This window comes from Lactobacillus kefiranofaciens, assembly GCF_900103655.1.
Taxonomy (GTDB): Bacteria; Bacillota; Bacilli; order Lactobacillales; family Lactobacillaceae; genus Lactobacillus; species Lactobacillus kefiranofaciens.
On the sequence record NZ_FMXC01000004.1, the window covers coordinates 76,523 to 96,934 of the forward strand.

At 42.4% G+C, this 20,412-nt stretch carries 19 protein-coding genes, 1 pseudogene and 1 other annotated feature; of the genes and pseudogenes, 5 read left to right on the forward strand and 15 right to left on the reverse strand.

What is annotated here, in order from left to right; all coding sequences use genetic code 11:
• Nucleotides 1–40 precede the first annotated feature (40 nt).
• The 3 genes from BLP58_RS03120 (at nucleotide 41) to BLP58_RS03130 (ending at nucleotide 2,114) form a co-directional block, all read left to right on the forward strand.
• A complete protein-coding gene (locus tag BLP58_RS03120) occupies nucleotides 41–805 on the forward strand; it encodes a DeoR/GlpR family DNA-binding transcription regulator (protein WP_013854522.1) in 765 nt (254 codons plus the stop codon).
• A gap of 6 nt (nucleotides 806–811) precedes the next feature.
• Entirely contained in the window at nucleotides 812–1,177 is a 366-nt protein-coding gene (locus BLP58_RS03125; RefSeq protein ID WP_013854523.1) for a bacteriocin immunity protein, read from the forward strand.
• 121 nt (nucleotides 1,178–1,298) lie between these two features.
• A complete protein-coding gene (locus tag BLP58_RS03130) occupies nucleotides 1,299–2,114 on the forward strand; it encodes a Cof-type HAD-IIB family hydrolase (protein ID WP_013854524.1) in 816 nt (271 codons plus the stop codon).
• A 210-nt stretch (nucleotides 2,115–2,324) separates the two neighbouring features.
• Here BLP58_RS03130 and BLP58_RS03135 read toward each other — a convergent pair whose 3' ends face one another.
• The 8 genes from BLP58_RS03135 to BLP58_RS03170 form a co-directional block, all read right to left on the reverse strand.
• Entirely contained in the window at nucleotides 2,325–3,143 is an 819-nt protein-coding gene (locus BLP58_RS03135; RefSeq protein ID WP_013854525.1) for a Fic family protein, read from the reverse strand.
• Nucleotides 3,144–3,147: 4 nt separating this feature from the next.
• Nucleotides 3,148–3,873: a GntR family transcriptional regulator gene (locus BLP58_RS03140; RefSeq protein ID WP_013854526.1), complete on the reverse strand. Its 726-nt coding sequence runs from the start codon at nucleotides 3,871–3,873 to the stop codon at nucleotides 3,148–3,150.
• Nucleotides 3,873–4,799, reverse strand: a complete 927-nt coding sequence (locus BLP58_RS03145; RefSeq protein WP_013854527.1) for a nucleoside hydrolase — start codon at nucleotides 4,797–4,799, stop codon at nucleotides 3,873–3,875. The genes BLP58_RS03140 and BLP58_RS03145 overlap by 1 nt, the downstream gene beginning before the upstream one ends.
• 202 nt (nucleotides 4,800–5,001) lie before the next feature.
• Entirely contained in the window at nucleotides 5,002–5,301 is a 300-nt protein-coding gene (locus BLP58_RS03150) for an LPXTG cell wall anchor domain-containing protein (protein WP_013854528.1), read from the reverse strand.
• A complete protein-coding gene (locus BLP58_RS03155; RefSeq protein WP_025084089.1) occupies nucleotides 5,301–7,316 on the reverse strand; it encodes a KUP/HAK/KT family potassium transporter in 2,016 nt (671 codons plus the stop codon). The genes BLP58_RS03150 and BLP58_RS03155 overlap by 1 nt, the downstream gene beginning before the upstream one ends.
• Nucleotides 7,317–7,383: 67 nt before the next feature.
• Nucleotides 7,384–8,076 (reverse strand): ribose-5-phosphate isomerase RpiA, encoded by a 693-nt coding sequence (gene rpiA / locus BLP58_RS03160; RefSeq protein WP_013854530.1) that lies wholly within the window; start codon nucleotides 8,074–8,076, stop codon nucleotides 7,384–7,386.
• Entirely contained in the window at nucleotides 8,076–9,002 is a 927-nt protein-coding gene (gene rbsK / locus BLP58_RS03165) for a ribokinase (protein ID WP_013854531.1), read from the reverse strand. Before rbsK ends, rpiA begins: the two co-directional genes overlap by 1 nt.
• 86 nt (nucleotides 9,003–9,088) lie before the next feature.
• Nucleotides 9,089–9,892 carry a DUF4931 domain-containing protein gene (locus BLP58_RS03170; protein WP_013854532.1) on the reverse strand — a complete coding sequence of 268 codons (804 nt, stop codon included), beginning with the start codon at nucleotides 9,890–9,892 and terminating at the stop codon, nucleotides 9,089–9,091.
• Between the two features lie 153 nt (nucleotides 9,893–10,045).
• On the opposite strand from BLP58_RS03170, the gene BLP58_RS03175 reads away from it, so the two are divergent.
• Nucleotides 10,046–11,347: an extracellular solute-binding protein gene (locus tag BLP58_RS03175; protein ID WP_013854533.1), complete on the forward strand. Its 1,302-nt coding sequence runs from the start codon at nucleotides 10,046–10,048 to the stop codon at nucleotides 11,345–11,347.
• Nucleotides 11,348–11,398: 51 nt separating this feature from the next.
• Here BLP58_RS03175 and BLP58_RS03180 read toward each other — a convergent pair whose 3' ends face one another.
• From BLP58_RS03180 to BLP58_RS03205, 6 genes are all read right to left on the reverse strand, one after another.
• Nucleotides 11,399–13,903, reverse strand: a complete 2,505-nt coding sequence (locus BLP58_RS03180) for an excinuclease ABC subunit UvrA (protein ID WP_013854534.1) — start codon at nucleotides 13,901–13,903, stop codon at nucleotides 11,399–11,401.
• Nucleotides 13,904–13,918: 15 nt separating this feature from the next.
• The gene (locus BLP58_RS03185) at nucleotides 13,919–14,836 is read right to left on the reverse strand and encodes a hypothetical protein (protein ID WP_013854535.1); all 918 of its coding nucleotides are present in this window, start codon (nucleotides 14,834–14,836) and stop codon (nucleotides 13,919–13,921) included.
• A 75-nt stretch (nucleotides 14,837–14,911) separates the two neighbouring features.
• Nucleotides 14,912–15,565, reverse strand: coding sequence for an amino acid ABC transporter permease (locus BLP58_RS03190; protein ID WP_013854536.1), 654 nt, complete (start codon nucleotides 15,563–15,565; stop codon nucleotides 14,912–14,914).
• 14 nt (nucleotides 15,566–15,579) lie between these two features.
• Nucleotides 15,580–16,221, reverse strand: coding sequence for an amino acid ABC transporter permease (locus BLP58_RS03195; protein WP_013854537.1), 642 nt, complete (start codon nucleotides 16,219–16,221; stop codon nucleotides 15,580–15,582).
• Entirely contained in the window at nucleotides 16,221–17,036 is an 816-nt protein-coding gene (locus BLP58_RS03200; protein ID WP_013854538.1) for a transporter substrate-binding domain-containing protein, read from the reverse strand. Before BLP58_RS03200 ends, BLP58_RS03195 begins: the two co-directional genes overlap by 1 nt.
• 11 nt (nucleotides 17,037–17,047) lie before the next feature.
• Complete coding sequence (locus tag BLP58_RS03205) at nucleotides 17,048–17,788, reverse strand: amino acid ABC transporter ATP-binding protein (protein ID WP_013854539.1); 741 nt, start codon at nucleotides 17,786–17,788, stop codon at nucleotides 17,048–17,050.
• A gap of 171 nt (nucleotides 17,789–17,959) precedes the next feature.
• Nucleotides 17,960–18,206 (reverse strand) — a binding site (T-box leader).
• Nucleotides 18,207–18,357: 151 nt separating this feature from the next.
• Here BLP58_RS03205 and udk point away from each other — a divergent pair.
• Nucleotides 18,358–18,990: a uridine kinase gene (gene udk, locus BLP58_RS03210; RefSeq protein WP_074484240.1), complete on the forward strand. Its 633-nt coding sequence runs from the start codon at nucleotides 18,358–18,360 to the stop codon at nucleotides 18,988–18,990.
• 36 nt (nucleotides 18,991–19,026) lie between these two features.
• Here udk and BLP58_RS12615 read toward each other — a convergent pair.
• Nucleotides 19,027–20,194, reverse strand: a pseudogene (locus BLP58_RS12615) (MFS transporter).
• Nucleotides 20,195–20,412: the final 218 nt, after the last annotated feature.

The following is a 20,412-nucleotide window of genomic DNA, read 5'->3' on the forward strand; positions in this document are numbered from 1 at the left end:
GTAATGATTGAACATGTTAGATTAATTGATGGAGAGCGAAATGACACAAGAAGAACGACTAATCCAAATCAAACAGCTATTAAAAGAAAAGCATCAGCTTTCTACCAGAAAGATTGCTACGCATTTCAAAGTTTCTTTTGATACGGCACGGCGAGATGTGATTCATCTGACTACAACTGGTCAAGCGGTTCGCATTCATGGTGGGTTGATGGAAATCAACCAAAATAGCGTGCCTGACTTTTTAGCCCGGAATCAGATTCAGTCGCCGATTAAATTAAAAATGGCCCAGATGGCTAAAAGATTCGTCCATCCCGGCCAGTGTGATTTTATTGGTTCTTCTACTACACTCAAGCAGCTCTGTCCCTTGCTTAACGGCACAGATGTTCAGATAGTGACTAACTCAATCGACAATGCATTGAGCATGTTAACTAGTCCGATCCCTTCCGTTAGACTATTGGGCGGGCTAATCAACAAATCGCAGCGTTACATCTACTCTGAAGCAGCCCTGGAGACGATTCGCAAGATTCATTTCAACACGGCCTTCATTGGGGCTTCGCGTGTCAGAGCAGATGGCGTATATGCACCAAGAATGGAAGACGCGGAGATTGTACGTGCGGCAATCAAGCATGCCAACCAAATTGTGCTAGTAGCGGAAAAATACAAATTCACTAATGATTCAACCTCTCCATATATGTCGGCTCCGTTAGAGAAAATCGACGTCTTAATCACTGATACGCCTCTAACAGATAAACAGCGACAGTTTTTTGATCCTAAAACTCAGATTATACCGATTATGAAGGAGTGAATTTTTATGTTCAGTCTATTTAATCTAAACAAATCGACTAGTTCTAATACTAAAATGGTCTACCAAGATTTAAAGAAGTTCTACAATAGTTTCTTTAGTGATATCTATAACGAGATGAACATCGGGCGCTATCGTCCTATTCGTGATGCGATTGGTTTAGTGATGAACAAGTTCGATAGTCACGACCACCCACTGGAATACACCAGCAAGCTCGTGATGTACATCCAAGCCAGAGTAGCCATGAATCACTTGCATTTAACTTGCGAGCAAGAGAATTTAATGAAAAAACTGACCGAAGCTACAAAATACGTAAATCTTTCTTACGTTTACTTAAGTCCTCTTGATTCAGAGAAGCAATTTGTTAATATTTAGTTAGATCTAGACCTGCTCTAGATGAAAAAAGTGAATCCAAATTAAGCCGAGCAAGAGACCTGCTCGACTTTTTATTTTATAATTAAGAAAAGATATAGATTGATTACTAGAAGGAAGAATTATGAATAAATTACCTTTTAAAGTTATTGCTGCTGATATGGATGGTACCTTCATGCGGGATGATCAGACTTTCGATTACAAAAGATTTGATCGCATTTTGGACCAAATTCATGAGAATGACGCTCACTTCATCGTCTCCAGTGGCCGGCCATACTCCAGATTAAGACGCGATTTTGCCGGCTTTTTAGACAGAATTGACATGATCGCCGACAACGGCTCGCTCTTAATTCAAGATGACAACATTATCAGTACTCACCTGCTCACCCACAAGACGACGGTAGAGCTATTGGAATTCATCCAGGTCCATTATCCTAATAGCTCTGTCATTGTCACAGGGATTAATAGTTCATACACTACCCTTGATGCTTCGCCGGACTTTAAGCAAACGATGAATTTCTATTATCCGAACAGAGTTGAAGTACCTGACTTAATTCAGGCAGTTAGCCCACACGACAATGTCACTAAGATCACCTTGAGTTATCAGCGTGACTTCTCTGAGGAATTAGAGCAAGAATTCAACAAGCATCATGCTGAAAAGATTCACTGTACTTCAAGTGGCTTCGGTCTGCTAGATATTGTCCCTTACAGCGTTAATAAAGGAAACGCACTCAAGTACTTCCTGCGCTATTTTAACGCTCAGCCGAGTGAACTAATTGCTTTTGGCGACGGAATGAATGATAAAGAAATGCTGGAATTAGCCGATTACAGCTATGCGATGGCTAACGGCGAGCCAGCTTTAAAAAAGGTAGCCAAGCACATCGCACCAAGCAACAATGATGATGGGGTACTGGAAGTTTTAGACGGATACTTGAAATAGTTAGGAAAAACTCCAGATTCTTACCTTAGTTTTCAAAAAAAGGCACGCCTAGAAAAAAATCTTAAGATTATTTGAGCACAATACTGATGCATTTATAGTAATTACTGACTACATCATTAACAAACACTACGAAATTGAAAAATAAAATGCTTAAAAAAGGATCATTCAGCATTATGATACTGAATGATCCTAATTTTTTGCTCGAATTTATCAAGGATGGTCTTCAAATTGATCCAACCTGGTTTGACCTTTTGCGAACTTTCTTTCTTTTTCAATTCGTTCCAACAGACTAATTCGCTCATTCAATTCTTCAACTTCATAATCTGCCACTAAAGAAATGAATGGTGCAACATTATCCTGAGCTTGTGCGACCCGCAGAGCTTCCATATAAGCACTGCGACTGTCCTTATCTGGCTGAATATTGATAATCAAATAGCCATACTTAATCAATTCAAAATTCATCAGCAATCTAGCCGTTCTGCCATTGCCATCCCTAAAGGGATGAATAGTGACAAACTTCAGGTGCAATAAAGCTGCTAACTTAACGGGATGCTCTTTGTCTTCTGCATTTTTATACCACGAGATTAAATCTTGCATTTTTGCGGGGATATCATTGGGTTCGGCATAATGGACATCTTTAACTCCATTAGGCCATACTTTAATTTGCCGATATTGTCCAGCTGCAGCTCGTTTAGCAGGATCATCCGAATAAGTGACCAAGCGATTAATATCCCTGATAGCTATCTCATCTAAAGGCAATTCACCTGTAGCTAATTCTTGCACATAATCATACGCTCTGCTTAAGTCAAGGGCAGCCAAATGATCCGCAAAAGGCTTGCCATGAACCGTTAAACCTGTTTCCAATAATGCTGCTGTTTCATATTTGGACAACGAATTACCTTCAATCGCATTAGAGGACCAAATATGATCAATCTTTTTATCTTTTTCAATTGCTTTTATTTCATCCATAGTTAAAGGACGAAAAGTATTCATTTTATCTTTTAAAGCTGTTAACTCTTGCAAATTCATCTTTTTACTTCCCTAAATTAACAAAAGTATTAAAGTTCATATACTGATAATGCACGCGCATGTTCGACACCTCAAAGGGCGTACCGTCATCCAGGAAGAAGATCCCTTCCATCACGCCGACTGGCTCGTTGATCTTCAACACCAGCTGCTCTTGATCTTCCTCATTTGACGGTTCCACGGTAATATTTAAGAAGGATTTGGTCACAGTCTTGCTTTGTTCATCTTCTAGATAGTTAAACAGCGAACTCTGCAAAGTTTCTGGCTTAAGTTCCGGCATGATCTTAATTGGCAAGTAGCCCGTCTCAATCAAGAAAGGCTGCTCATCTAACAGTCGCAGACGCTTGAACTTATACACAAAATCATTTTCATTCAAGAATAAATCTTCCGCAATCTCCCTAGTTGCCTTCACGACGTGGAAGTTAAGGAGCTTAATCTGCTGCTTCTTGCCTGGTACTTTAAAACTGTCAGTAATCCCTAGGTTCGAGCCATCATAGCGAAACATTGCTTGATTTCTGAGATAAAGCGGATTGATGAAGGTGCCGCTGCCTCGCTTTTTAAAAACAATTCCCTGCTGGGCGAGCAGTTCCAGGGCCCGCTTCATCGATGAACGACTGACATCGTAATACTTAGCTAAGCTACGCTCATTGGGTATCCGCATCCCTTCATACTTATTGTTCAAAATATTCTGCTTAATGTCACGCATGACTGTCCGATAAACGTAATTAGCCATTATTCTCTTCCTTGCTCTGCTGTTTTAATACTATTAATAAACCATTTAGCAAATTGCGCCAAGTCTACATCGGTCGCAATCTCGCTGTTGGCGTTGCCCTGATCCATGAAGTCGATTACGCTGGCGCCATAAGTAAATTGCCCGCGCAATTCAATCTCCACGTGTGCTCTTTTCATCGTGTACATTTTGGGATGAAGCAAAATGCCGACGGCCGTAGGATCGAAAATCTTAATTCTCGGATCACCATCAGGCTCGTGGATGTGGGAGAAAAGTGAATACAGCATCTTCCCTACGCTACCGCATTCCTTAACTTGCTGCATTTGCTCCGGAGTCAAATGCGCCTTGTTGCCAATCTCAAGTGGCGCCACCTTAATTGGCAAACCACTGTGGAAAACAACCTGCGCGGCTTCCGGATCGCCAGCGATATTGTATTCAGCTAGCGGTGAATGATTCCCGCGACCAATATTGCCACCCATGATCACGATCTGCTCAATGTTCTGCTTCACTGCTGGATATTGTTTAAGCAATAAGGCAAAATCAGTCAAAGGTCCGATTCCTAGGAGCGTTACCTTGGCTGGGCTATTCTCAATTTCATTTGCCATCAAGGTTGCAGCTAAGCCTGGCTTTACCAAGTCATCATTTGCTTGTTCAAAGTCAAAGCCAGCAATGCCTGTCTGTCCATGAACGGCAGCGGCACTGATCATCGGTGCTACTAGTGGCTGATTGGCGCCAACGACTACTGGCACCTTAGTGTGCAAGAATTGCTCTAAATTAAGCGTGTTCTGCAGTGTATATTCAAGCGCGACGTTGCCCCAAGTCGGCACGATCATTCTAACGTCCAGTTTCTTAGCAAAAAGGCTGATCGTCATGGCCGCGATGTCATCGATGCCGGGGTCGGTACTAATAATTAAAGGTTTTTTCTTCATTAATATTTTCCTCTTCTACGCGTGTGTTTAATATCATTATACTACAAAAGCCGGACCAATAATTAAAATGGTTCGGTTTATTTACTAGGATTAATTAACCAACATTCTATCTGGTTTACTTCAATACTTAATTATACAGGGATGCTGAAAGAATTAGAAGTCTAGTGCCTTCACTACTGACCGTACAAAAAAGGCTCAACCATTACAGATTGAGTCTTAATTGTGTTCTAGCAAAGGCTAAGCTTGCGCCAACGGCTAAAGCAGAACTGCGCTTCTCACCAGTTTGTGGCAATTGACTATTCTTCTGAGCAGAAATTACAGTTTCGCTTAACAGGCGTCCAGGCTCGTTCTTAGGAGTATCAGTATTTTCTTGTAGAGTAAGTAGATGCCTTTTCTGGTTGCTCAGGAGTGTCTGGTTGATCGCCTCCTGGATTTGATACGAGGACTTTTCTATATAAAGAATTCCGTAATTCTTACCTACAAAATCCTTAATTTCAATCATCAATTATATTTTTTCGGCTTAATTCGCTTAATTCGCTTAATCCGACTGTCCTTATGATCACCTAAAACTAGCGGTACACGTTCAACAATCGTATCCGCATATTCCAGACCAAACCAAGAAGCGGGATTAGAGGATAGATTCTGCAGCCATACTCTGGCTTCCACCATGAACTTCTCATAAGCGGTCAACTTAGTTAATGGACTAATCACGTCGTTAACGATGACGAAGGAGAAGTCGCCAACATCCCTACCTGGAGTAGTGGTAAAACGCTGCGGTTGTCCCTCAATCGTACCATCAGCAATGAGGTCATGCACAATCTGCCGCAAGTAGACATTTACGCTAGTCTGCTTTCTAAAGCCTAAATAGAGCTGGATGTTAATTACATTCTTGGTGCCATATGTGTTAATGGCATACTCAGCCGTATAAGGCTCGTTCGTAACATTAACCGTGACGAACCAATAAGCCTTAGCGCGCTTGGGCCGCTTATCCAAGATGGAGTACAACATCTCACGTTTGATGAATTTGTTGTATTTAACCTTAGCCATGTAGACCAAGTTGGTAGCATAGTACGGATAATCATCACAGTGACTCAGCTCTGTTAACATATCGGTATATTCATCTAAGCGGACATAAGCGTTCTTTTCTTCACGCTTGTCACGAATCTTATTGCCATAGAACCAAATATACATGATGCCCAAGATGAAGCCGGCGATTAAGACCGTGACGTAGCCGCCGTGCAGGAACTTGGTCAAGCTGGAGATGAGGAACATCCCTTCAATAGAAGCAAAGACAATTAAAAAGATCCAACGCAAGTAGAGTGGCTTACTCTTTTTGCCTAAGTATTCAAAGAGCAAAATCGTCGTCATCAGCATCGTTACCGTGATAGCCAAACCATAGGCTGCTTCCATATGATGCGAAGTTCTGAATAATAAGACAATCGCTACCGTAACCACGCAGATCATCTTATTAATTGAAGGAATATAGATCTGGCCCTTTTCCGTAGATGGGTAGATAATGTTCATTCTTGGCAAGAACTTCAGGCTACTTGCTTCGGCTACCAAGGTGAATGAACCAGTGATCAAGGCCTGTGAAGCAATGATCGCAGCGATCGTGGCTAAGACAATAGCAAACAAGCGCCAGGAACCAGGCACGACTTCAAAGAATGGGTTGAAGTCGCCGTTACCAGCGTGGTAGCTGCCATTATGCAAGATCCATACGCCCTGACCAAGATAGTTCAAGGTCAAGCAAACGAAGATGTAGGGCCAAGAACCCATGATGTTGGCCTTACCAACGTGGCCGACATCAGAATACAAGGCTTCGGCACCCGTAGTAGCCAGGAAGATTGAACCCAGAATCAAAATCCCCACCTTATTGGCAGGACTAAATAAAATTCTAATCGCATGAATCGGATTAATAGCTTCTAGCAAACTCCAATCATGACTTAAGTTCATGATCCCAATCACGCCTAAGAAAGTGAACCAGATCATCATAATGGGTCCAAAGGCCTTACCAATCACGCTCGTCCCCATCCGCTGAATCGAGAACAGCAGAAGCAAGATAATAATCGTAATTGCAATGACCATATCTTGCGTTTGCACTGGAATTACTTCGCCAAAGCGCATGTTCTTCAAACCTTCAATAGAAGTCGTTACCGTTACGGCTGGCGTTAAGGTCCCGTCAGCCAGTAACGCTGCTCCACCAATTAGAGCTGGAATGACCAGCCACTTGGCTCTTTTTCTAACCAAAGCATAGAGCGAGAAGATCCCACCTTCACCGTGGTTAGTTGCTTTTAGTGCAATCAGGACGTACTTAACAGTCGTCAGCAAGGTGACCGTCCACAAAATTAGCGAGATTGAGCCCACGATTAATTCGCGATTGACGTTACTGATCCCGCCATTTTCAGTCACAATCGACTTCATTACGTACAGCGGACTCGTACCGATATCGCCGTACACGATCCCAATGGCAATCAATAAGCCAGCAAAAGTAAGTTTTTGCTTTTTAGTTTTACTCATATCTTTCATCAGGTCCTTTTAGATAAATTTTTACTAGTATAGAAAAAATGATTTTTAATATATTCATTTATTTTTTTTTGTCTTCGATGGTGCCATCGCTATGAGCAATAATTACTTCGTCACACATATCTAAGAACAAACCATGTTCGACTACGCCGACGGTGTGATCAAGATAGTCAGCTAAACCATGAGGTGCAGGTACTGGATCAGCTGCTAAGTCGATAATGTAGTTGCCGTAGTGGGTAATGTAGCGCTTATCGCCATCCATGCGCCATTGTGGCTTCAAGCCTTCTTGCTTGAAGCGTTTGAAGTTTTGTTCACAAGAGATTGGCAGTACTTCGACTGGCAATGGAAAGCCACTCAACCGGTGAACCAATTTTGATTCATCAACGATCCAGATGATTCTCTTGGAATTAATAGCAACGTTCTTCTCCAAAGTCAAGGCGCCGCCTCCTCCCTTGATCCCATCAAGGTTATCGGCTACCCGGTCAGCACCATCAACAGTCAGGTCGGCCTGGTCGATGTCAGCTAATTCACTAACCTTAAAGCCTAAGCCCTCTAGCTGCTTCTTGCTGCGGTTACTGGTTGTCACGACGGCCTTTAACTTTAAGCCATCTTCATTTTTGCGCTTGCCTAAGGCATCAATAAAGAAGGCTACAGTCGAACCGGTCCCGACGCCTAAGATCATGCCAGACTTGACTGCAGCTGCGGCTTTTTCAGCAGCTTCTTTTTTCAAACGATCTTGTTCTTGCTTATCCATTATTCATCTTCCTCCATTGCATCTCTAACTTCCTTAGCAGTTGGAATTGATGGCTGGGCACCTAAGCGCTGAACAGCAATTGATGAGGCGCGACTGGCAGTCTTAGCTGCCTCTGTGAAGTTGGTCAGATCACTATTTAAGTTGCTGGCCAGGTAGCCAATGAAAGTGTCACCAGCACCCGTTGTATCTGCTGCCTCTACCTTGTAAGCTGGCACTAATTCTTCCACATCAGGAGTTGAAACATAAGCACCCTTGTCGCCATAGGTAATGACCACATTTTTAATACCCAATAAATGCAATTTTTCTGCATTCGTGGCCAAGGTTGACTTGTTTTTAATTGGAATACCTGTAATCTTGGCGCTCTCGGTCTCGTTTGGCGTGATGATATCAGTATATCCGAGCAATTTAGCAGGAATCTTGTCAATGGCTGGTGCTGGGTTCAAGATTGTGATCTTGCCTGCCTTTTTGGCCATCTTGAAGGCCGCTAAGGTTACCTCGATTGGCGTCTCGAATTGAGCAATGACGCAGTCCCAGTTTTGAATCAAGTCACTAGCTGCCTTCACGTCCTCGACCGTCAATTCATAATTAGCGCCGTGGTCGATCACAATACTATTTTGTCCGGCTTCACTCAAGGTGATATAAGCATGGCCAGTCTTGCTGCCCATCGTGGTCTGCACATAAGTTGCGTCCACGCCATAGCTCTTCAATTGATGGGTAATAAAACCACCCGCGCTATCTTCACCAACACGACTAATAAAGTAAGTCTCCGCGCCACTCTTAGCGGCGGCGATGGCCTGGTTGGCGCCCTTGCCGCCACCTGCAGTAGTAACATCTAAGGCGTTAATTGTTTCGCCCGGTTTTGGAAAGTCCTTTACGTGCAACGTCGTATCGACATTGCTAGAACCAATAACTACAATCTTCTTCATTGAGCATCCCTTCTTAGAAATGTATTTTTCACTATTGATTATAGCAAAAAAACGCATTCATTTATCCGAATGCGCCTTTTGAAATTCTACTGTAAAATACCACCATTAACGAAGCCCTTCAACCGCTCAGCTTCCCACTTCAAAGTATCGGCATCATCGACCTGCGAAATCTTGTAACCAACAAAATACGGCGAAGCATAAAACCGCGGAATGATTTTGCAACAAGTCCCTTGCCCATCGTTGATTGGATAGAAAAACAAGTTGTAAGAATCCACCCCGTGTGAGAGAACGGAACGGACATATTGCGTCCCCTTTTGAATCAAATCAGCCCAGGTATAAAGATTGCTATTATCTTTAGTCAGAATATTCACTTCTTGATAGCCTTGCACAGGATGAGCAGATAAATTCATTTCTACAGAACCAGCTTGGCCAACTTCAAAACCCGTAAAGTTATCAGCACCGATGTCTTGATAGCCATTCTTGTGGTATAGCCCGACAATCTGCATGTGCGGATGAGTTAAGGAACCATCAGATTTTGGCCCAAAGTTTTTGTACCAGAGCACGCTCTCATAACGCCCCGAATTATTCATCTTTTGAAAACACTTCAGTGCGAACTTCATCAACTGACGATTATGTGCATAAGTATATGTAGAAATATCACCCTGGTGATCGCTGGATTCAATTAGAATCGTCTGGTCAGTATCCTTCAAGGTTGGATACTTGTTTTTTAACCAGATCTTGTCGCCCTCTTTTTCAAAAATGTTGACCAAATGCGCCACATCACAGAAGGGACAGCCCGCGCTCTGGTTACCCTGCCGATTACCATAGTCGTAATCATATGGCTTACGCTTGCCGATTGAATATTCATATACTAAAGGATTTTTGTCCATCATTGTCACCTATTTTTAAACTTTTACTTAACTTAATAGTAAAATTGATCTTTCTAAGTGTCAATTAAGAACATTTTATTTATTTTGTCAATGAATAGTCCGGATAATTATGGTATAATACTCCTGAAAAGAGATTTTTGAAAGGCAGAAATAATGAAATTCTATCAAAAATTAGCACTCTGCGGTGCGGCTGTTTTAGCCACTGTCGGTCTGAGTGCCTGTTCAAACAATAAGTCCAACTCAAGTTCTTCAACGAAGATTCCGACTAAGATCTCCAAGAAGACTAACGTTACCTTCTGGTACTCATTAACCGGTACCTCTCAAAGTGCGCTGAAAAAGTTGACCACAGATTTTGAAAAGGAGAACCCTAACATTACGATTAAGCTGCAAAGCCAAGGCGGCAACTACTCTGATTTGCAATCCAAGTTAGTTTCCGGTTTACAATCACCTAAGGATTTGCCAACGATTACGCAAGCTTATCCAGGCTGGCTCTACAACGCCGCTAAGAATAAGATGCTCGTTAACCTGACTCCTTACGTTAACAACAAGTCAATTGGCTGGGGTTCATACAAGAATAGTGGAATTAAGAAAGCTCTCTGGGACGGTGCCAAGATCAACGGTACTCAAGTCGGCGTGCCATTTAACAAGTCAGTTGAAGTACTTTTCTATAACAAAACTTTGCTGGATAAGTACAATGTCAAAGTGCCAACCAATATGAGTGAACTGGCCAGTGCATCAGCTAAAATCTACCGTGAAAGCCACCACAAGGTGCGCGGCGTAGGCTTTGACGCTTTAAACAACTACTATATGATGCAAATGAAGGAAACTTACGGCAAGGACTTCAACAAGAACTTGAACTTTGCTGCTAAGGATTCTGTTAAGGCCATTAACTACTACGCAGAAGGCGTTAAGGCAGGCTACTTCATGCAAGCCGGAACAGAAAAGTACATGTCTACTCCATTCAATAATGGCCGCGTAGCCATGTTCATCGGTTCAACTGCTAATGAAGCATACCTCAAGCAAGGTTTAAAGAAAGGCTACACATACGGCGTGGCTGCTCGTCCAAGCACGATGAACGTTCAGCAAGGTACTGACATCTACATGTTCAAAAAGGCTAGTGCAATGCAAAAGGCCGCTGCCTTCAAGTACCTTAAGTTCTTGACCTCTAAGTCATCACAACTTTACTGGGCTAAGCAAACTGGTTACATGCCAGTTAACACTGCTGCTTTGACTGATACTGAGTATCAAAAGGCAAAGGACAGCAAAATCCCAGCTGTTTTGGCTAAGACTTCAAAGAATCTTTACTTCTTACCTGTAACTAAGAACTCAATTACTGCATATGACCAAGTTAATGCTAATATGCAAACTATCTTGGCTAAGGCAAGCAAGAAGCAAAATTGGAACAGCGATATCAGGGTGGGCAAGCAAAAGCTTGATGCTGCTTGGAAGCAATAAAATTATTAGAACAGTCAAAAAGAAGCTCCATTTTTCGGAGCTTCTTTTTTCTTACCTAAATTGTTGCCAATAATCAGCCAAATATCTAGTCGTCAAACTATCAGGCTGCTTGACTAATTCCTGCGGCATCCCCGCCGCTACAATCTGACCACCGTTCTTACCACCGCGCGGTCCCAAATCAATCATGTAATCGGCATTGACGATCAAGTTCAAATCGTGCGTGATCGTAATGATCGTAGCGCCCTGATCCAGCAATTTCTGCATCACAATAACCAAGACCTTCACGTCCAATGGATGCAATCCAATCGTCGGTTCATCAAAGACAAACAAAGTATCGTCTTCCTTGTGACTAAGGTGCGTTACCAGCTTCAAGCGCTGAGCTTCCCCACCAGACAGCGTTGGCGTGCTTTCACCTAAGTGCAGATAATCCAAGCCAACTTCTTTTAGCAGCTTAAGTTCCCGTTCAATCTTCGGTGCCTTTTTGAAAACTGGCAAAGCTTCATTGACGTCCATGTTCAACACATCAACGATCGACACACCGTGCCACTTCACTGCCTCGATCTTTTTCGCGTAACGGTTGCCGCCACATTCAGGACAGGTCTGCTGCATATCTGGCAAAAACTGGATATCCAGCGTGACGATCCCGGTACCGCCACAGCTTGGACAAGCACCTTCCTTATTGTTATAAGAAAAGTAGCTCGGCGTGTAGTGCTTTTCTTTAGCCAGTGGCTGACGAGCAAAAAGCTTACGCAAATTATCCATAATTGAGGTATAGGTAGCGACCGTTGAACGCGTGCTTTTGCCAATTGGCGAAGCGTCCACGCTAACTACGTTATGCACAGGTGAATTAAATTGTTTAATTTGCTTAGGCAATTTTTCGCCCTTATTTTGCTTTTCAATTGCTGGCACCAAAGAATCCAAGATCAAACTAGTTTTACCCGCACCAGAAAAGCCGGTAACCGCAGTGATCTGGTTAAGTGGGATAGCCGCTTTAACGTCACGCAAGTTAAAATAGTGATCAACTTCAAGGGTAATGCGTTTGGTATTCACCTGATCAGCTGTTTTTCTCGCCATCAGCTTAGCTTGGCCGTTAAGGTATGGCGCAATCAATGATTTTTTATCCTGCACAATCTCTTTTGGACTAGCTTGGGCTAGAATCTGTCCACCCTGTGCACCAGAACCTGGACCAATTTCGATGATTTCATCCGCTGCTTTAATGATATCCACATTGTGATCAACTACTACCAAGGAATTGCCTTGAGCAACCAACTTACGCATGACCTTGATCAAACCATCGACGTTAGCGGGATGCAGGCCAATTGAGGGTTCATCCAGTACGTACAAAACACCGGTCGTTTCGGTTCTCAGTGTCCGCGCTAACTGAATTCGCTGTAATTCACCGGTGGATAAAGTGTTGCCGGCTCTGGCCATCATCAGATAATCCAAGCCTAAATCAAGTAACGGCTGCAAGTTATTCACAAATTCACTGATCAAAGACTTTGCCATTTTGTGCATTTCAGCAGGCAAACTAGCTAATAGTTCCTTACTAAATTGAGGCAAATCGCCTAGCTGCATGTGCTCAACTTCGTCGATATTTTTACCATTGATTAATTGTTTGAGCAGTTCTGGACGCAGACGCGTACCGTGACAAACTGGACAAGTCGAATAGCTAAAGAATTCCGCGATCCGTTTTTGCGCGCGTTCACTCTTGCTGCTTTTGGCAGACCGCAAAACTGCCTGGTGGGCATTTTCATACAAAGCATTGAAATCGTGGAAAACGCGACCCGTGCCGGACAAGAAGTCCATCTTATATTTCTTTTCTGGACCATTTAAGACAAAATCTTTTTCCTTCTCAGTCAAATCTTTAAACGGAATATCGATCCGCACGCCGGCATGTTGAGCCACATTTGGCATGAAGTTTCTCCCTGGCAAAGACCAAGAAGCAACCGCGCCATCTTTAATGGATAGATTTTCATCAGCGATTAATTTGCTATCATCTAATTGACGCACCTTGCCTGTACCGCCACATTCTGTGCAGGCGCCATTGGAATTAAAGGCAAACTCTTCGGCACTAGGAACATAGAATTTCACGCCACAGGTAGGACAGGTAATACGGCCCATCTCTTCACCCGACTTTGACATTGCTTCGGCGATTGCCAAACTCGGTTGCACACGGTGACCATTGGGGCAAACCGGTGAACCTAATCTTGAAAAAATCAGACGCAAGACATTGAAGGTCTCAGTCGTCGTCCCTACCGTTGCGCGTTCGTTTGGCACACTCGGACGCTGACGAAGGGCCAAGGCTGATGGAATGTGTTTAACACTTGTGACATCAGCTTGCGCACCTTGCTTGATCCGCCGGCGCATGTAAGTTGATAGTGCATCCAAGTAACGTCTAGATCCTTCTTCATACAGAATACCCATGGCGAGGGATGATTTACCAGATCCGGATAAGCCTGAAATCGCCACAAATTTGTGCAGTGGAATATCGACATTGATGTTCTTCAGGTTGTGGACCCGCGCTCCTCTAACTTCAATTTTTGTTGGTAATGCCATATTTACTCCCTTTCGTTAATCTTCATTCCTAAGCATTTCTTCCTTAAACAAAGCGGCCAGTCTGGCCAAACTCTTGTGATCAGGATACTTTTTCACCAGCTTTTCAGCTTTTTGAACAGCCATCTTTTTGATCTCGTCACCCGAACTAATCTTTTCAATGAATTCCGTGACATCCCCCGAACGACTAAGCAATTTATGTTCACTGCGACTTTCTGCCAAAAACGCCTGATCAACCTTGCGCAGCTTCAAACTGCCATCAGGGTTAAAGGAATAGCCGCCCCACATATGCTGCTTGATGGGCTTCATTGGCTCACTATCGACGTAGCGTAGCTGCCCTACCATGTGGTGCGTTTCCGTGATCCCCAAAGTAACCGGATCATAAATATCCACATAGTTAAAAATCTTCTCGCGCATCTTGGCCACACAGCGACGCTCTTTTGGCGTAAACAGTAGCCAGATATTAGTCCCCTCATATAAATACGCCGCACCAATGGCTTCTGGATGATGACAATTAGCCAAAGCAAACTGTGCATTAATTGAGCCTAAAGAATGCCCATAAATATATATCTGCGTGCCATAAAATTGGTGGATCGTTTCATCTAATAATTTGCTCGCGGTCTTCAACTGACTAGGCACGCGCCTCTCATGCGACAGCATTGCCCTTAAAATCGGCAAATTGGTCTTCAGCCATTCATCCCGCCAAGTTTGCGGCGTCCCTTTTTTAAAGCCATATGAGCCTTTAAATAAAAGCGTCACTTCATGCGGATTACTGATGACATAGGCCCTCAAGCCGTCCACTGCATGAACGCTGCGGCAGACCGTGCCAATATGGTGCTTGCTCACATCGACGCTTTGCCCTAGCTGCAATTGATCATAAGCTTTTTTAGTCAATTCGACCCGCTCAAAATCGGTTAATTGTTCATTTACTTTCATATTTTTGCCCAAACTAAAAAACTAACTTTACCACCATAGTAGCATGAGTTAGTTTTCTTGAATAATTTTGAAATTTTAATTATATTTCTTTTGCAAATAGTTTGCCACTTGTGACAGACAGAAGCAGACGATGAAGTACATCACCGCAATGATGACATACATTGGAATCAAGTAAGTCGTGTTCTGACTGTAGATAATCTGAGCGTGGTATAAAAGCTCTGGCAACACGATAATCGTGGCTAAAGACGTATCCTTTACTAAAGATACGAACTGTGACAAAAGTGCTGGAATCATGTTGTGCAAAGCTTGCGGCATGACGACGTGATACATTGCTTGACTGTAGCTCATCCCATTAGAACGGGCACCTTCCATTTGTCCCGGATCAACCGAGCCAATTCCGGAACGCACAATTTCAGCTAGCATCGCACCTTCAAAAATTACCAAGGCCGCAATTGATGCCGTTGTCGGATTAGTCACAATCCCTAATTGGGGCAAACCAAAGTAGGTAAAAAAGATGATCAGCAAAAGCGGCAGGTTACGAATAATATCAATGATAAAACCGACGATGGCTGAAACATACTTAATCTTCATGTAGCGAAGCAAGCCTAAAATCAGACCAACCACAAAGCTAAGCGCAATTGAAATCAATGATACATAAATCGTTACCCAAAGTCCTTGCAATAAGAAGTGGATATCGACCCATGAATATGCATGAATAAAAGTTTCCATTTTCGATCCCCTTCCTATTTAGCTAACTTTTTCTCAAGGTGTCGCATATAGTAACTAAGCGGCAGGGTCAAGATCAAGTAGAACAGACCAACGATGATATAAGTATCAATTGTCTGGAAGGTTGAGAATGCGATCAGTTGTGCTTGATACATTAAATCAAACCCAGCTACAAAGGCTAAAACCGAAGAGTTCTTAACCAAGTTAACGAACTGGTTGCCAAGTGGTGGAATCACAATCTTCATCGCCTGAGGCAAAATAACGTAACGCATTGCTTGCGTGTAGGTCATTCCGTTAGAGCGAGCACCTTCCATCTGTCCAGTACCGATGGAGTTGATCCCGGCACGCACCGTTTCTGCAATAAAGGCGGAAGTATAGAGCGTTAAGCCAATCGTCCCAGCTTGAAAACCAGATAACTTAACAATATAACGAGGGACAATTAAATAGAAGATCATGACAATAACTAGCAATGGAATATTTCTAAAAATAGAGATATAGACTTTGGCAATAGCGCGACCAAACTTAGGTGGAGCTACTTCCAGCAAGGCGAAGAATACACCCAAGATCAGACTGAAAACTAAAGCAATAATACTGGACAAAATCGTATTCCAGAACCCTGTTAAGAAGGCTCCCCAATTATTAGTAATAATTTGCCACATTACTTCAACACTCCTTTCAGACTAAAACCAGGAATTCCTGCAAACCACTTCTTAATCAACCGGTCATAAGTACCGTTCTGCTGTAATTCATTTAAAGCTTGATTAATATGATCAATCATATCCGTTTGACCCTTGTTAACGGCAATTCCATAAGGGGCGTTGCTATAAACGCCGCCCACTAACTTGTAGCCAGGGTTTTCCTGAGCAATACCAGCCAGCAGACCGTTATCAGTTGTTAAGGCCACACCCTGGTTAGCCTTCAAGGCTGACATCGCTTGACCATAGTCATCGTATTGCAAGACTTTGGCCTTAGGTGCATATTTATGCACGTCATCGACTGCGGTTGTCCCTTTAACAGCTAAGACAACTTTACCATTCAAGTCTTTAACATTCTTGATCTTGCTCTTATCAGGCACCAATAGTGATGAACCAGCTGGGAAGTAAGGCTTAGAAAAAGTTACCTGCTTAGCACGTTCTGGGGTAATCGTCATCGTTGCTAGCATCGCATCAACATTGCCGTTTTTAAGTAATAGGATTCTCGTGTTAGCAGTCGTCGTGACAAATTCGGCCTTAGCGTCCTTACCGAGCATTTGCTTAGTTAAGGCATGGGCTAAATCAATTTCAAACCCCTCAATTTGACCGGTTTTAACGTTAGTTAAACCAAACAACCTAGTGTCAGCTCTGACGCCCCAGATAATTTGCTTGCTTTGCTTTACCTTCTGATAGACATTGCCACTACTCTTGCCGCAAGCAGTCAGAGTAAAGGCGAGCAATATTAATAAAGGTAAGAAAAGAAATTTTCTTAGTTTCTTCATAGCACATCACCTTAATCCTTAGAAATAACCTTGCTTAAGAATTGGCGTGCACGTTCTGTATCAGGATGAGCGAAGAATTCTTCTGGCTTGCGATCTTCAAGAATATGACCTTGGTCAAAGAAGATCAACCGATTGCTTACTTGTTTAGCAAAACCCATTTCGTGAGTAACCACGACCATGGTAATCCCTTGTTCGGCAACATAATGCATAACTTCCAAAACATCTTCGATCATTTCTGGGTCAAGGGCACTAGTTGGTTCGTCAAACAAGATAACTTTAGGATGCATAGCTAAGGATCGAGCAATAGCTACACGTTGCTTTTGCCCACCGGATAATTGACGTGGCAATGAATTAATCTTATCGGCCATGCCAACTTTTTCTAGATATTCCATCGCTACCTTGCGGTTTTCATCATCCGGACGCTTCAAGACGATCTTCGGAGCGAGCATTACGTTCTCCAATACTGTGTGGTTATTGTAAAGATTAAAGTGTTGGAACACCATTCCCACATTCTTACGAATCTTGTTAATATCGGTCTTCCTATCAGCTAAGTCATAACCGGTTACGATTAATTGACCACTATTAATTGGTTCTAAACCGTTCATAGTTCTGATTAAAGTACTCTTACCAGAACCTGATGATCCAATGATTGAAACCACTTGGCCTTCATCAATTTTTAAATTAATATCTTTTAATGCATGAAGTTTTCCATAATATTTATCAACGTGCTTGAATTCAATAATTGCTGTCATGGCTTCTACCTTTCTTTCGTTCGCATTACTACCATTTTACCTTTTTTAAGAATAAAATTAAATACTTCTTTCAGTCAAAATGAGACATTAAAGATAATTATTCAATATTTCATTCGGCTTTTTACCCAACTTTTTTGAGTAAAGAAAAAGCCCTTCACTCCCCCTGATTCTTATAGGGACGAAAGGCTTCTTTCCGCGGTACCACCCAGATTGTCTATTCTAATAGACCTGCTCATAGAGCACAATCATGCTCTACCGGCGTAGTAACGTACCGGCGACGTCTCGACCTACTCTAATCCTGATTATTTCGGTGAGGTGCTAAAAGTGTTATTCAATGATTCAGGGTCTATTAACTTCACACTATCGTTAATTCACTGCAAAGAATGAATCATCTACTCGTCTTTTTCATTGCTTTCTAATTTGTTTATATGTATTTAACATTATTTTGCTTAAAAATGCAAGTTATATTTCTCATATTTATAATGTATTCGTTTTTATTTTGATTTTCTACTGTTGATATTCGAAAAATAGCTTAGAATGTTTATGATATAGAAAAAATAAAGGAGTTAATTATGGGACAACTTGAAAAACCCGTTATTATCGGTATTGCCGGTGGCTCTGGCAGTGGAAAGACCACTATTGCCCATGAAATTGCCAACAACATTAAGGATCATGACCGGATTATGATCATGACCCAAGATTCTTATTATAAAGACAACACTGGCGTACCAATGAAAGAAAGAATGAAGATCAATTATGATCATCCTGATGCCTTCGACATGCCACTGCTTGAAGCACAGCTAAATCAATTGATCCACCGCAAGCCGATCGAGATGCCAACTTATGACTTTACCGCGCACACCATAAGCGATAAAACTATTCACGTTGAACCAGCAGACATTATCATTCTGGAAGGAATTCTCGTTCTCTTTAATGAAGATATTCGCAATCTAATGAATATCAAAGTTTACGTAGACACCGACGATGACATTCGCTTTATCCGCCGTCTTGAACGAGACATGAAGGAGCGAGGCCGATCATTAGATTCTGTAATCAATCAATATCTAGGCACTGTTAAGCCAATGTACAACCAATTCATTGAACCTACCAAGCGTTACGCTGACATCATCGTACCAGAAGGCGGAGAAAATGATGTAGCCATCGACATGTTAACAACTAAGCTACAATCAGTTTTGAAATAAACAAAAAATGGGCGTCAACCCATTTTTCTTTTTGCCTTATTTTTCTTCAGACGCATGGCTATTTTCTAGAATACGATTGTACTTTTTAGCAAAGAAGACCAAAAGCAATACACTGGCAATCACATAAATTACTGCGGCAATATAATATGCGTTAGCATAGCCATCTTGCGTATTAAATAAGTAGAACTCAGTGAAGAGTCCATCAATAATGCCAACTACCGCATAAGCAATCTGCACTACTCCAGTAAAGGCAGGACGCAAATCTTTATCCACAATAACCATCTGGACTTCCTGCTGAATCGGCATCGTGGCGTTAGCCAAACCCGTTCTCAAGAAGAGCAAGATGCCAACAATCACGAATAAGACCATCCCGCTGCCTAAATGGCGTCCATTAGCTAGCAGCAGCATAACTGGGACACAGGTTAATGTTCCAGCAGCAACCGAGACAATCGCACCCATCTTCTTTTCCAAAAACGGTGCGAAGAAATACCCAATCAGCATAGCTGCTTGCACGAAGGTATTGATCGTTGATGAAACATCCCGCGGGATATGCAAATAATTATTCAAATAAATTGGCACATAAACCGCGATTAATCGTGCACCCAATTGCACTCCAGCGATATAAACAATCCACATAATCGTCCGCTTATTAAGCAGTTTCTTATACATAGCTGCTTTTTTGGCAGGCGTATCACGTTGTTCACTGCTTTCTGAACGATAATCACGTGGTACGTCATGAATAAACAGAGCCAAGACGAAGGCTAGCATCGTAACTAATGCCGTAATAATTAATAGAATTCGATAAGCATTCGTGTAATTAGCTAACTCCTGCCCCCTGCATTAATTCAGGCCGACCCGATAAAATTGAAGCTGCGTGATAGGATGAGCCTTGCAATAAGCTAAAGAACCAAACCACTGCCTTGCCACCTAAGAACGTACAAATCGTCTGCGTAATCAAGTTAACAATCATGACCACTGAGAACATCTTCGTTCTAATCTTGCCGGGCACATAAGATGTCCACATTAACGGATACATCAAGTCATAGACGCCAATTGCCGTCCAAGAAATGGTATAGGCAATCATAATGATCAGTTGATTAGTCGTAATACAAGTCAATACCATAAAAATCGCGGTCATCGGCGGTAAAACCAACAAAATATTGCGGTAGCCATACTTGTGAACTGTCGCAATCATTAACGACATCAAAATAGCAATCGCTGCATTAAAAATATTTAATCCTGAAATTAGATGTGGCGCTACAATCTTATAGTAAGATAGAGCCGCATCGTTAGTGATCCCGGTAACAGCACCTAAGATGCCATAGATCCACAAGTAAATAATTACATTCTTGTGATAACGCGGATCCCAATTCTTAATCGCTTCCGCTTCTTCCTCTTTTTCCTTATTCGTTCGCGCACCCA